Below are 14,210 nucleotides of genomic sequence, written 5' to 3' on the forward strand. Positions count from 1 at the left end.
GGATTGATGTCTCCTATGGTCAAATCATCCATATTCTTATCCTATCCTATTATGTTATTCGGTTCAAATGAGAAGAACATCTTTCTCGCAACGAATCATGGGGAGAGTAGCTTCCACAAGAAAAAAGCTGAGCTCTCCCTTTTGGAAAAGTCAGCTTCTGCCTACGCCTGTATAGTGAAAGCCCGCTTCCCTCACTTCATTCATTGGCCATGCGTTGCGACCATCAAATAAGGCAGGCTGTGCCATGTTCGCATGAATTACACTCCAGGGAAGCTGGATACATTCCTTCCACTCCGTAATCAATAAAGCGGCATGGGCGCCCTTACAGGCTTCTTCCGGCGTATCGAAGTACGTAACCTCGGGATGCAGCTTTTGAACTGCTGGTGCTGCAATCGGATCATATGCGCGGATTTCCGCTCCGCTCTTTTTTAATTCCTCTATAATCGTAAGTGACGGAGCTTCCCTTATGTCGTCCGTATCAGGCTTGAAGGCGAGCCCAAGCAAAGCGATTTGTTTATCTTTCAACTCAGGGATGTGTTTTCTCACCTGCTGCATAAACCAGACAGGCTGGGACCGATTAACTTCGCGAACTTTATCCAGCAGGCTTAAAGATACTCCCTTTTCTTGTGCAAGCTGGAGCAAGGCAATCGTGTCTTTGGGAAAACAGGAACCTCCGTAGCCTACACCTGCCCGTAAAAATTCGGGTCCAATCCTGCTGTCGAGTCCCATGCCCTGTGCCACTGTCAAAATATCAGTTCCAAGCACAGTACTCAGCCGAGAAAGCTCGTTCATAAACGAAATCCGGGTTGCCAAGAAGGCGTTTGAAGCGTACTTGATCAGCTCTGCATTGGCTCTTGTCGTAATGACCCGTGGTGCAGCTACGCCTTCGTACAAACGCTCCATGACTGCTCTTGCTGCCTGATGATTCGCCCCGATTACAATTCGCGACGGCTTTAACGCATCTGCAAGTGCATTTCCTTCTCGCAAAAATTCGGGATTTGACACGACAAAAAGGGATTGACCATCCTCTAATAATGCTGCAACCCGATCTCCTGTCCCGACAGGCACCGTGCTTTTAATGACAGCTGTACGTACCATTGGGTTGTTATTGTGCAGCACTCCTATGTCGGATATGGAAGCCAGTAAATAGGACAAATCAGCCGTCCCATCAGTAGCTTCCGGTGTTCCCACACAAACAAAGAGGACCTCGGAATCCTTGGCATCCTTTAGATCCGTGGAAAAGGTCAATATCCCTTGCTGCAGAACCTGAACGAGCGCCTTTTCAAGCCCCGGCTCGTAGATGGGTGACAATCCTTGCTTAAGCATTGCTATTTTTGCCTCGACGAGATCAATCCCCACAACCTCGTGACCATACATGGCCAGAGAGACCGCCGTCGTCAAGCCTACATATCCTGTACCGATAACGGCAACTTTCATTGTTTCACCCCATCATTTTTTCATCACGCGCAAGTACAACTCTTCCAGCTTGGCTCGCTGCTTGTTAATATCGTGGTTTCGTTCCACTTTCTCTCTCGCGCGTGCGACGACTTCTGCCCATTCATGTCTCTGTGACAGGACATGGCTAATCATTTTCGCCAATTTGGTAGGGGATCGCTCGGGAACCAGGTATCCCGTCTGCTTGTTTTCCACCAATTCGGGAATGCCGGAATGATAAGTAGAAATGACAGGACGTCCAGAAGCCATCGCTTCCATCAACACATTCGGAATGCCTTCCTGATCGCCATTTCTTGCAGTCTTGCAAGCAATGACGAACACATGACATCTCGCCAGCTCACTCTGCACATCCCGATGCGGCAAAGCGCCCTTGAAGACAACCCGCTTGCCCAGCTTGTATTTTTTAACGAGGCGCTTCAATCTTTTTTTCTGATCACCCTCACCGACGATGATCAATTTTGCATGCGGATGCGACCTGTGAACGGTAGAAAACGCCTTGATTAACGTATCCATCCCCTTTTTCTCCGTCAATCTGCCAACACTGAGTAGCCGAAATTCCCCATTCTCAACCGGCTGTACTGGCAGCATTGGAAATTTGCGCAAATCTATGCCCGAGCGAACAAGCGTGATTTTTTTTGCTGAGCAGCCGAGTCGTATGAGCCTTTTTTTCATATGGTTGCTTACGACTGTGAAGGCTTTTCCCCGTCGAAATAGACGCTTCAACGCTCGTCGGTAGCCGGGATTTTCCCTGACACGCTTGGTCGCATCAAATCCATGAAAGGATGTAATCAGTGGCAGCTTTGCTTTTCTTGCGTGCGGCAGCATTTCCAGACCAGCCGGCCCAAAGCGGGCATGCACGCATTTGATTTTTTTGTGCTTCAACCATGTGGAGAGGCCGGTCATACGCTTGCGCACATAGACCGGCGAGTAAGGAAACTGTTTTCGGTTAAATGGACGTTGTCTCGTCAGCACCATCGTTTTGACCTGATGATGTCCGATCAATTGTTCGTAGATAAAGGTTTCGCTCTTAGGGAGAAACTTTCTTCGATAAACGAGGACCCGATGCATAGGGCTGTCCTCCTGTATGTGTCATGATCCCTTTCCTTGCGAACGTATATCGGCTAATTGTTGACGCAATCCGTCTTCCAGCGAAACCTGTGGATGGTAACCCAAGCGAGTTTGAGCGAGGGTGATATCTGCACAAGTACGCTGCGAATCGCCGACAGGACCTGTCTGATAAACAATTTGTGGAGTAATGTTCAGCAAGCCACCCATGATGCCAAGAACGTCAATGAGCTTTATTTCACGATCGCCACCGACGTTGAATATGTCTCCGGGCGCTGCATGTTTTGCAGCAAGCAAATTGGCTTCAACTGCATCGGTTACATAGGTGAAATCTCTGCTTTGCTGACCGTCCCCAAACACCGACACCGCTTCCCCCTTCAGCATCTTTCGGAAAAAAAGGTGAAAGGCCATATCTGGTCGTTGTCTGGGTCCATAGACCGTGAAGTACCGCAGCATTGTGACAGGTAAACCAAACGCTTTTACGTAAACCAGACAAATTTGTTCCATGGCTTCCTTTGTCATACCATATGGGGAAACAGGACGTAACGGGGCATTCTCATTTGTAAAGGTGCCCTGCATCGTCCCGTAGACGGAAGAGGAGGAGGAAACCACGACAACTGGCGGTTTAGGCAACTGCGCACATGCCTCCAGCAAAAACTGTGTTGCCAATATATTATGGCTGACATAGTCAGTAAAAGCCTTCCCCCAGCTATTTCGAACACCTGGAAGGGCGGCAAGATGATAGACGACATCCACACCATCCAGCCAATCCTTCCAGCGCTGTGCTTGTAGCATCGTCGAGTGAAAGGTAAAGGCGGGCCGATTCCCGATCTCTGCCAAATTTCGAAGCTTTGCAGCCACATCGTAATTGTCTACAAACCCATCAATCCCGATGACTGTTACTCCGTCATTTAACAAGCGCTGAGTCAAATGAGACCCGATAAAACCGGCACAACCGGTAACAAGCGCTTTTGTCATCGACGTCGCCGCCTCACTTTCTTCAGCCGTTTGATCACGAGATAACCATCCCTATATCCGTAAACGGCTTTGTACTTTTTCCCCCACCGTTTCAAATAATACTTGAACGTCTTTTTCCGGAGGTGGTTCCGTCTACGCTTCATTTTGTTGTCAGTCAGCTGACCACGATGCTTGGTCCGGTTATACAGTTTGCGATTAATGAATCTGACTCGGTATTTTTCAATCAAGCGCAAGATGATGCGTCTGTCCTCCATAATTCTGCCTTCGTATTTATCAGAGGTATCCCAGCCGCCAACTTCACGGAGAGCGGCAACTCGATAGCAACGAGGAGCAACCATCCAGCGGTTGTACTTCAAAAACTGGTACTTGTTGCGGAAGTGTTTATGTTTAACGAGAAACGGTTTGTAGTACTTTCCCCGTCGTACCCTCCAGATTTTTATATTTCCATAGAACAAGGCTGTGCTTTTTTTACTCTTATTGATGTACTTCTTTAAAACAGCCAATGTTCGCTTTGGCAACCAATCATCGGAGTCCAGCTGAACGAGGTAAGGCGTATCTACCATCGACAATGCCTGGTTCATCACTTTGGATATCCCGGCATTTTTCTCCATGCGGTAGTACATGATGTTGGGATGATAGAGATACTTTTCTATCTTCTTTCTCGTCCGGTCTGTCGAGGCATCATCCATGATCAAGAGCTTCCAGTCTTTACAAGTTTGGTTCAGTACACTTCTGACTGCTTTTCTAATGAACGAGGCACGATTGTACGCGGGAATGACAACGGTAAAGGTCGGAATCATGGCTCCTCCCTCTTCACTGCCGGAATGCGAATTGATGACTTGTCACTTAAGATGAATACACCACTGTTATCTGTAGAATGGCCCTCTAAATGCGAGGAGCGCCCGAATACACTATCAGTTACTTTCCAGGTAACATCCTGCAACAAGCTGTTCTCAAGAAGAATGCTGTTCTCAATGTGTGTACAATTTTTGAGATGAACACCGTCTTGAATCGAAACATATGGTCCTAATCGGCAATTTTCAATCTTGCATCCTTTTCCAATCAAGACTGGACCGACAATGTCACAATTTACCACACTGGTTTCATCGCCAACCTGATGAGTCACGCCTAAATCGCGTGTCAACATCCAGCGGTTAGCCTCCAGCCAACGGTCAATGGTCCCCACATCCGAATACTTGCCACTTGTAACGGCATAATCAACATGAAAACCTCGATTAATCAAGGACTGAATCGCATCCGTGATCTCATATTCACCACGGCTGGATGGCTGGAGTGTAGCAATCGACTCAAAAATGGGTTTGGTAAACAGGTATGCGCCAATAACCGCTAGATTGCTCTTTGGCTGACGGGGTTTTTCCTCTACTGAGACCAGACGCCCTTCCTGTACTTCGGCGATCCCATAATCCTGTGGTCTCTCCACTTCACTTAGCATCACAACGCCGTCTGAATTTTCTTCGGAAAATGCACGCTTCAGCCCGTGCAGCGAATCCATCAACAAGTTATCACCAAGTAACAAGATAAACGGTTCGTCTTGCAAGAACGGTTGCGCTAATTGGACGGCATGAGCTATTCCCAGCGGTTCTTCCTGCTCTATAAACGTAATAGCAGCTCCGAATTGACTGCCATCACCTACGAGTGGAGGAATCTGCACTTGAGAAGGGTGAATGACGATCCCGATGTCATGGACACCCACTTCACGCAATTTGCGAATGCAATAGTGTAATACCGGATGATTGGCCACAGGGAGGAGGGTTTTCGGTTGCGAATAGGAGAAGGGGTGCAGTCGCGTACCACGTCCAGCACACAAGATTAACCCTTTCACAAGTATCACTCCCCAGTTGTGCTCTGCGATACTTATAAGGTATGCGTTTCTTGATAGCTGGACAGGGCAGACGTCCACATAGGAGTAAGAAAGGGCAACCACCTATAGGCCAAAAAATTTTTTCATCCCGTTTTCTGAAGTGGTTGTTTACCCGCCTCGCGTTTGGCAACTGCATTTTCAAATACTTTTAGATAGCCCTGAGCGGTCGCGTACCAGGAAAACTGCTTGGCTCGCATCAGTGCCTGTTTTCCCATTTCCGTACGAATATGCGGAGCGCTCCATAATAGCTCCCAGATAATTGGCAGCTCCTTGCTCCACTCTTTTGGAGGGATAATAAAACCGCTTCCTTGGTGGGTCACAACCTCCTTGATCCCCCCACGCGGCGTAGAAATTACAGGCTTACCTGATGCCATTGCCTCCAGGTTTACTCGACAAAAGGCTTCTTTCCATACGGAGGGAGTCGCAACGATATCCCCGAGTTGATAGTAGAGTGGCATTTTTACACTCGGAACAAAATTGACGAACTTGACCTTGTTTCCAAGTGGTTCTGACAGCCTTTTCAGTTCTTTCACGTAGGGATTGAGCCGATTGCTTCCATACCCGGTTCCACCGACGATAACCAAGCGAGCCAGTGGGTCCTTCTCGCTCACGTGCCGAAAAGCCTTTAACAGGACGTGAACACCTTTACCTCGCATCAACCTCCCCGCGTAAAAGAGAATACGGTGATCTTCCTTAAGCCCAATTTGCTTGCGCAACTTTTTGATGGAGGAATGCAGCTTTGCCTCCTGATAAGGGGACACATCGACACCAAGATGAACAGCGTGGATTTTGTGACCAGGAATGTGGTTTGTTCTCATAAAATGTCGGCGTAAAAATTCACTATTCGTAATAAAACCAGATGCCAGCCGAACGACTTTTTTCATTTTTGCCTTGCTGATCATTGCGGTAGAGCCATACACATGTGAGTGCATGTTCACAAAAACCGGGATTTTAGGAAAATGACGCTTGAGCGCAAGCACATACGTCGGTCTATTCTCCACCAGGATGACATCTGGCTTATGCTTGCGTATGTGCTTGATAATTTTTTGCAAATACGGAGTCGGTCCCTTATAGGCATAGCGAATAAATTCACGATTTTCTTCTACTGACGACTTTGGATAGGTGGCACATTTGCGGGTATAGATCGTCACCTGGTGCTCGGGGTCAATCATCTTGGTCACTTCGTCAATATCGTGCTCCACCGAGCTGCCATTGACTGGTGGCACCGAGAAAGGCCCAGGACTAATTATGGCGATGTTCATTCCGCTCGATCTCCCACTCCTTTTTTAGGGAAAGGACCACCTGATACAGATATTGCATTTCTTTTTTCTGACTTTCCTCAGCTTCCTTCCAGCGTTTCTCCCACGCTGCCACTTCCTCTTTTAAGGTAGCGACTTCCTGCTCCAAGCTTCTCAGCTCGTCGCTCGTTGCGACATCCGTCTCTCGCATAATGATTTCAAAAGTTGGCTCTAGCACCAATTCAGGTTTTGGACTAGGTGCTGCTGTCTCTTCATTGACGGCTTCGTCATTCCCGTTTAGCTTTATCTCCTCTTCTGCCTTTGCTGCTGGCTCTACTGGCTTCACGATTGAAATCCGCTCTACTGCTTCATCCACTACATAATTGCCGGAGAAAACACCAGGCGTCACCCAGTGAGGCAGATCTTTTTTTCGTTTTTCCACAAGACATTCGCCTCCTGCAACTTACATCTACGTAATATGGTATGACAGTCGCGGAGAATGGGTACGGGGAATGGAAGCTTCTTACAAAAACCTCTATGGAAACATAAAAAAACCGCCTTGATTGGCTTCAATCAAAGCGGTTGCCGATAATCTCTTGCACTATTCGATTGCCTGCGGAAATTCAGGCTGTACAAGCGAGCTTGCTCTACGCTGGTAATTTGTTGCTTTTGCCACTCCAGCAATATCCGGTCGATATAGCGGATGTGCAATTTTCCTACGGTTGCAGCTTCTCGAAGTGCTGTCAAAATTAGCTCTTCTTGATAGCCATCCTGCTCAGTCCACATATGAATGCTTTCCAGCTCGAATGGCGACAGTGGACGACCAAATGCTTGCTCAAAACGCGAGTAAATGGCAACCGGCTCCACATCTAAAGATGCAGCTGTCTCCAGATAAGGCTCCAGAAGTGGCTCAGATGCACGCGTGTCTGTTTGCTGCTCGCGCCAGGTCTGATACAGCTTTTTGTACAAAGGAGTCAAATTGTATTGCTCATGTCGCATCCCGGACTGCGGATCGACAAATTCATCAATGCTTAACCAATCTTCCTTAAGGAGCTTTTGCAACGACTGAATCAGTCTCATGCTGGACATGGACATCCGCTCCTCCAGCTCGGTAAGGGTAGGAAAACGATTCCCTTCCTGTTGAAAGGAGAGCAGCTGGATGAGCAGCATCATCTCGTCATCAGCCAACGACATCCGTTTATACATTTTGAGTAAGAGATTGGATACGGATGTTGCACCTTCTTGCAACAATCGTAAAATATGGGAATCCATAACGCATGTTCACCTCTGAGTTGGAATGGCAAGGAAGTGCGAAAGACGCGCTGTACAAACAATAGGAACACCCTGCTGCCCTATAGCAACAGGGTGTGTCGGATTCAAAAAATCGACTACGGATACAGACGGTTCAACATGCGTGGGAACGGAATGGTTTCACGTACGTGATCCAATCCGCAAATCCAGGCAATCGTACGCTCCAGGCCCAAACCGAAGCCGGAATGCGGAACTGTACCGTATTTGCGAAGATCCAGATACCAGCGATAAGCATCTTCAGAGAGCTCATGCTCAGCAAAACGCTTTTCCAAAAGCTCTGGATCGTCAATCCGTTGGCTGCCGCCGATGATTTCACCGTATCCTTCCGGTGCGATCATGTCGGCACACAGGACCACTTCCGGACGCTCAGGATGTGGCTTCATGTAAAATGCCTTGATCTCGGTCGGATAGTGCGTGATGAATACAGGCTTGTCATAGTGCTCGGCAATCATCGTCTCATCAGGTGCCCCGAAGTCATCGCCCCACTTGATCTCGCTACCTTTTTCCTGAAGCAGCTTGATCGCATCATCATAGGAAATGCGTGGGAACGTCCCTGTTACATTTTGCAGTTTCGTTGTATCGCGTTCTAATGTTTTCAGCTCGCGTGCACAGTTTTTCAAAACGGACTGCACAACATGCGAAACAAATGCTTCCTGAATACGAAGATTTTCTTCATGATCGACAAAGGCCATCTCCGGCTCGATCATCCAGAATTCAATCAGGTGGCGACGCGTTTTGGATTTTTCAGCACGGAAGGTAGGTCCAAAAGAGTACACCCGTCCAAGTGCCATTGCAGCAGCTTCCATATAAAGCTGGCCGGATTGAGACAGATATGCGTCTTCATCAAAATATTTGGTGTGGAACAGATTCGTCGTGCCTTCCGCAGAGGTTGGCGTCAGAATTGGCGGGTCCACTTTGTAAAATCCGTTCTCTTGGAAAAACTCGTACATAGCACGAATGACTTCCGAACGAACCGCCATAACCGCGCGTTGGCGGGGAGAACGCAACCAGAGATGACGGTGGTCCATCAAGAAATCAACGCCATGCTCTTTAAGAGAAATCGGGTATTCCTGTGCGATCTGAATAATCTCTACACCGGTTACCGTGAGTTCAAATCCGCTTGGTGCGCGATCATCGGCACGTACTACACCTGTTATGTATAAAGAACTTTCTTGTGTCAATTGGGATGCCTTCTCCCAAACGTCTTCGGCTACTTCTGCCTTGACTACTACCCCTTGGATGAAGCCGGAGCCATCGCGAAGCTGCAAAAATTGAATCTTTCCGCTGCTGCGCTTGTTATATAACCAGCAACCCATTCGTACTTCTTGTCCAACATGCTGCCCAACCTGGGCAATCGTCGTCAACATCGGATATTCCCTCCATTTACCTTGCCACACAAATACAGACTAAGTATACAGAGCAATTATACTATTGGGATGTCGCAAATTCAATGAAAGTCTCGTCATATATAGTTGACCATAATTGAGTTATGTTACCAAAAAATAAAAAAGGGAGACCTTCGCTCAGGTGGAAAAGCCCCCTCTCTCATAGCACGCCTATTGACTCGTCTTTGTCTTCCTTACCTTCAAATATTTAGGATTGGTTGTCTTCCTCGGAATCGGATTCCTCTGCATCCTGGACATGGATTTCCAGCTCAAGCTCCAACTCTTCCTGATCTTCCTGATCTTCCTGATCATGATCGTCTTGATCGTCTTGATCTTGATCGTCTTGATCTTGATCGTCTTGATCTTGATCGTCTTCCCACGCCTCAGTAATCACGTGGTCCAAAAGATCCTCTTCTACTACTGTTCCTTTTTCGCCAATCGCAATCCATTGAAGCACACCTGAGCTTTCCTGCCCGCTGTCTGAGCGCGATACAGTAATGACGGCAGAAGTACGCTTTGTGTATTTTAACGAAGCGAAGTAGCCCGCTTGATTGGTCATCGCGACGATGCAGTAGTGCGTGTCCGCATACGGCAGTGGCAATCTGACGATAACATCGACTGTCTGTGCATGGGCAGGGACACGAAACGGAATAAATCCGAATTGCTGAAGAGTTACCCCCAAATGGCTCATGGTTTCTACCGGCTGGAAAGAGAGCTTTTGTGGTGTAACAGAGTTGTCGGCGAGATGATTTTGTGTGATCGCGCCCGGTGCAATCTTGGCCCCCGTCACGGCTCCATTCGTTATTTTTTCTTCTGTAATGGCCCGCGGTGCAACATGCTGTGCTTCTACACTATTTTCCGTCACATGCTCGGCCGTGATCGAGCCTTTTCGCAGATGAATCCCTGAAAGTGCTCCTTTTACGACATGCTCACCCGTTACCGATTGCGTATCCAACTTGGAAGCATCAATGCTATGCTCAGCAATTTTATCACGGGTGACGCTTCCCTCCTGCAATTTCTCCTTGGAAATGGATTTTGGCTGAATGTGTTCGTTTTGTACGGCGAGACTGGCAAGATGCGCCGATGTTACGGCTTTGTCAGCAATTTTATCACTGGTGATGGATGCTTTACCTAAATGTCGTGTTTTCACTGCTTCTGTTGCCATTTTTGGTGCTGTAATAGCCGAATCCGCCAGCTTGTTCGTCGTCACACTCAGTTCTGTAATTTTGTCCGTCGATACCGACTCTGGCGCCAGCTTAGAGGTTGTCACGACATGATCTTGCAGGTGCAGAGTTTGAATGGCATATTCCGAGATATGATTGCTGCTGATGAGTCTCTCGGTCAAATGCTGGTCCTCAATGGATCGCTTTGCAATTTTTTCAGCCCGAACCGCACCATTTACAAGATGCTTTGTCCCGACACTCTCTTCTACGATCTGTTGTTCGCCTACACTGCGATTCCCCAGCTTCTCAATCGTAATACTGTGATCCGCCAATTTGTCCGTCGTGACTTGTTGATTTCCGATTTTCTTTGTCGTCACAGAACCATCCTGAAAATGGCTCGTCAGGATGCTTGACGCTTGAAGGTGAACGCTGCCGATCGACTCCTTTGCTACCTTTTCTCCCGTTACGCTAGAATGATCCAAGTGTTCTGTCAAAATAGCATAGGGACTGATCTTCTCACTGGTGACAGCCTCGGCATGGAGATGCTGACTGTAAATGGTTTGGAAAGCAATATGCTGGTCTGTCACGCTACCGGGACTTAGGTTGTTGCTGTCGATGATTTGCTCTGTCAAATGATGATGTGAGATCGCTCCTTCCCGAATATGACGAGACTCGATCGCATCTTCATCGATCTTTGGTGCTGTTACGGCTCCATCACGAAGTTTGTCGTTGGTAACCGCTCCATCTTCTAGCTTGACGGCGTTGATCGAATAGTTGGCGAGATTACGCGTCTGGATGCTTCCCATTTTTATTTTGTCAGACGTGATCGACTGATCCTGAATCAACTCAGTGGTAATCGCCTGTTCCTGAATATGCTTGCTCTGGATCGCTCCCTCGGCAAACTTCATCGAATCGATTGTTTTATCCGCCAGCTTTTCTGATGTAATGCTGTTATTGACTAATTTTTGTCCGGCTACGGAATGATCCTGCACCATCTCGCCGGTGATCACATTTCTCCCCAAATGTTCACCGTGAATAGAATGGGGAGCAATTTTACTTGAGGTAACACTTCGGTCAGCGAGCTTGCTGCTATCTACAGCGTAATCCTTTAATAGAACGCTATCAATCGTGCCCGGTTTTATCTTGGACGAATCAATGGCTCTATTTGCGATTTTTTCTGTCGTCACCGATTGATCCGTCAAGTCATCTGTATAGACAAACGATTGGACACGATCATCGTTGCGCTCTTTGATTACTTTGGAGTACGTCGTCTGATTGGAGGAAATGCTTTGCTTTGGCACGTTTTGTATAGGTGGTGTGTAATGCTGCGTGCTCTTCCCTGCATATGAGCTGGATTGCTGTGTATTCACCGAATCCGTTCCAAGCAGCTCCGTTTCCAAGTCCTGCATCCATTTTACTTCGGGGGGAGTTTGCATCAACGGAATTTCTACTTGGGTTTGCCTGATGGTTTTCCCAAGGTTTTTGTTTAGTTTACGCCGGTTCACATTCGCCATAGAGTCTCCTTGCCTCCTGATGTCTTTCCCTAATCATTTTGTAGGATATTCATTTGAATAGGCGTTTGGCACCGCCCTAGGAAAAATGTTTAGCGGACAACATAAAAAAACTGCATGCCGGCACATACGTACCAGCTTGCAGTGTGTATAAAATGATCGAGATCAAACAGCTACTTCTTCTTTTTTGACTTGTTTTAACAAAGAACGGAATTCGTCACCTTGAAGCACTTCCGCATTCATTAATGTGCCCAGCCCAGTCTGGAAGACATCGTCAAATTGCTTCAAAAGGGTACGAGTCTGATCCAGCATATTATCCAAAAGGCGTTCTACCTCGTCATGAATTCGCGTCTTATCCACGTATTGTAGATGGACAATGCCGAGACGCGACATCCCGCTTTGGACAATCTCCTGTGCCATTCCCAAAGCTTGCTCAAAATCGTTTTTAGAGCCTGTACTGCGACCACCGTAGTAAATCTCTTCAGCTACTGCTCCGCCAAGGCACACCATAATCTGTTTTTCCAACGCTTCCTTGGTGTATAAATAGCGGTCCTCCATCGGATTCTGGCGAACGTAGCCAAGAGCCTTTCCGCGAGGGCTGAGCGTTACTTGAGAGACCGAGCCAGGGCGCACCATTTCGCTTGCAATGGCATGACCAAGCTCATGCAGAGCTACCCGTTTCTTCTCTTCTTCCGATGCTTCACGGTCTACCTTTTCCCCAAGCATGACTTTGTCTACAGCGTACGCAAAATGTCTGGCTTCGATCTTTTCACCAGCATCCCGCATCGCATAAATGGCTGCTTCGTTAGCGACACTCTCCAGCTGGGCGCCAGAGAATCCGAATGTTTCTTGTGCCACTTTTTCCAACGTAACATCAGAGCCGAGGGGTTTATTCGCTGTATGAATCGTCAAAATCTGCTCACGGGCCGGCTTGTCAGGCAAATCGACGATAATATGTCTGTCAAAACGACCTGGACGAAGCAGAGCTGCATCCAGCATATCTTTTCGGTTGGTAGCAGCCATAACGAGGACTCGCGGCTTGTCACTTGTTGCCACTCCATCCATTTCTGTCAACAACTGATTGAGTGTCTGATCGTACTCGCGCTGCTGTTGACCGTCGCGTTTGCCGCCAATCACATCGATCTCATCGATGAAAATAATCGCGCTGTCCTGGTTGTTTTTTTCTGCCATCGTTTTCGCTTCTTTAAACAGCTCGCGGACACGCTGTGCACCAACCCCAACGTACATTTCCACAAACTGCGAACCCGACGCTGCAACAAACGCTGAGTTCGTATAATTGGCAGCAGCCTTTGCCATCAACGTCTTCCCTGTACCGGGAGGACCTGTCAACAGGACACCTTTGATTGGGCGAATGCCGTATTGCGCGATTTTATCTTTATAGACGAGGAAATCAAGCGCTTCCTTTAACTCCTTTTTCGCACGCTCTTGACCTCCGATGTCAGCGAACTGCACATTGGATTTTGGGATTTCGTGTTTGTTTTGCTTTCGCTTCCCACCGAGAGCGACGTTGCCGCCTCGACCACTCTGCTGACGAATCACCATGAAGTAAATCGCACCAAGCACGAGTGCAAAGAGCAGAAAAGGAGTGATATTCACCCCTAGAAACATCAAGAAAATCAAGACTGCGGGAACGACACCGATCAACAATTCTTTAGACACGAGCCGTCACCTCTTTTTCCATGGAACGGGGTACAATTGTATAAAAATCCTCCGTTCCTTTTTTCATATAAACGTAGATATTGGCATCATCCATCAGCACAGTCGCTTCATCCAGCTTGTTGGCAGCCTTCCATTCCGATACCATTTGCGGGATGCGACTGTATTGGTGCAAATCAATGGCTTCAGTAAACAAGAACTGTCCGTTTTTCCAAATATCGTTCATCGCTTGTGATTGATTCACGACGCGAATCACTACTTCTTTATTGCCGGCAAGCTTGGACGTCTTGGCGGCCAACTCGCGATACTCTTGCGGAAACGTTTCTGGCTTTGTAACCTTCAAATCTATCTCAATCTTGTCTTTTCCTATATTCAATTGACCCAGCGTAGCGGAATGGATCTGACCGATCTCTGTACGGATTGGTTCTTCAATCTCCATCTTTTGGTACAAGAACCATCCACCGAACAGGAGTACCAGTGTCGCCAGCAAGGACAAGCCTATCGCACTTTTTTTCAACTGCACAGCTACTCCCCCTATATCATGT

At 47.7% G+C, this 14,210-nt stretch carries 12 protein-coding genes; all 12 read right to left on the reverse strand.

Annotation, left to right across the window (positions count from 1 at the left end; genetic code table 11):
* Window positions 1–150 precede the first annotated feature (150 nt).
* A complete protein-coding gene (locus ADS79_RS19565) occupies window positions 151–1,437 on the reverse strand; it encodes a UDP-glucose dehydrogenase family protein (protein ID WP_049740060.1) in 1,287 nt (428 codons plus the stop codon).
* Between the two features lie 12 nt (window positions 1,438–1,449).
* Window positions 1,450–2,523: a glycosyltransferase gene (locus tag ADS79_RS19570; RefSeq protein ID WP_049740061.1), complete on the reverse strand. Its 1,074-nt coding sequence runs from the start codon at window positions 2,521–2,523 to the stop codon at window positions 1,450–1,452.
* Window positions 2,524–2,544: 21 nt separating this feature from the next.
* Window positions 2,545–3,498, reverse strand: a complete 954-nt coding sequence (locus ADS79_RS19575; protein ID WP_049740062.1) for an NAD-dependent epimerase/dehydratase family protein — start codon at window positions 3,496–3,498, stop codon at window positions 2,545–2,547.
* Window positions 3,495–4,298 carry a glycosyltransferase family 2 protein gene (locus ADS79_RS19580; protein ID WP_049740063.1) on the reverse strand — a complete coding sequence of 268 codons (804 nt, stop codon included), beginning with the start codon at window positions 4,296–4,298 and terminating at the stop codon, window positions 3,495–3,497. The genes ADS79_RS19575 and ADS79_RS19580 overlap by 4 nt, the downstream gene beginning before the upstream one ends.
* Complete coding sequence (locus tag ADS79_RS19585) at window positions 4,295–5,341, reverse strand: glucose-1-phosphate thymidylyltransferase (protein ID WP_049740064.1); 1,047 nt, start codon at window positions 5,339–5,341, stop codon at window positions 4,295–4,297. The genes ADS79_RS19580 and ADS79_RS19585 overlap by 4 nt, the downstream gene beginning before the upstream one ends.
* 122 nt (window positions 5,342–5,463) lie before the next feature.
* On the reverse strand, window positions 5,464–6,642 hold the full coding sequence (locus ADS79_RS19590; protein ID WP_049740065.1) for a glycosyltransferase family 4 protein: 1,179 nt from the start codon (window positions 6,640–6,642) through the stop codon (window positions 5,464–5,466).
* On the reverse strand, window positions 6,623–7,060 hold the full coding sequence (locus ADS79_RS19595; protein WP_049740066.1) for a hypothetical protein: 438 nt from the start codon (window positions 7,058–7,060) through the stop codon (window positions 6,623–6,625). The genes ADS79_RS19590 and ADS79_RS19595 overlap by 20 nt, the downstream gene beginning before the upstream one ends.
* Before the next feature lie 131 nt (window positions 7,061–7,191).
* The gene (locus ADS79_RS19600; RefSeq protein WP_049740067.1) at window positions 7,192–7,890 is read right to left on the reverse strand and encodes a DnaD domain-containing protein; all 699 of its coding nucleotides are present in this window, start codon (window positions 7,888–7,890) and stop codon (window positions 7,192–7,194) included.
* Between the two features lie 116 nt (window positions 7,891–8,006).
* Window positions 8,007–9,296: an asparagine--tRNA ligase gene (gene asnS, locus ADS79_RS19605; RefSeq protein ID WP_049740068.1), complete on the reverse strand. Its 1,290-nt coding sequence runs from the start codon at window positions 9,294–9,296 to the stop codon at window positions 8,007–8,009.
* Window positions 9,297–9,522: 226 nt separating this feature from the next.
* Window positions 9,523–11,991 carry a WIAG-tail domain gene (locus ADS79_RS19610; protein WP_084766001.1) on the reverse strand — a complete coding sequence of 823 codons (2,469 nt, stop codon included), beginning with the start codon at window positions 11,989–11,991 and terminating at the stop codon, window positions 9,523–9,525.
* 162 nt (window positions 11,992–12,153) lie between these two features.
* Window positions 12,154–13,668, reverse strand: coding sequence for an AAA family ATPase (locus ADS79_RS19615; RefSeq protein WP_049740069.1), 1,515 nt, complete (start codon window positions 13,666–13,668; stop codon window positions 12,154–12,156).
* Window positions 13,661–14,188, reverse strand: coding sequence for a hypothetical protein (locus tag ADS79_RS19620; protein WP_049740070.1), 528 nt, complete (start codon window positions 14,186–14,188; stop codon window positions 13,661–13,663). The genes ADS79_RS19615 and ADS79_RS19620 overlap by 8 nt, the downstream gene beginning before the upstream one ends.
* Window positions 14,189–14,210: the final 22 nt, after the last annotated feature.

Origin of the sequence: Brevibacillus reuszeri (assembly GCF_001187725.1) — a bacterium.
Lineage (GTDB): Bacteria > Bacillota > Bacilli > Brevibacillales > Brevibacillaceae > Brevibacillus > Brevibacillus reuszeri.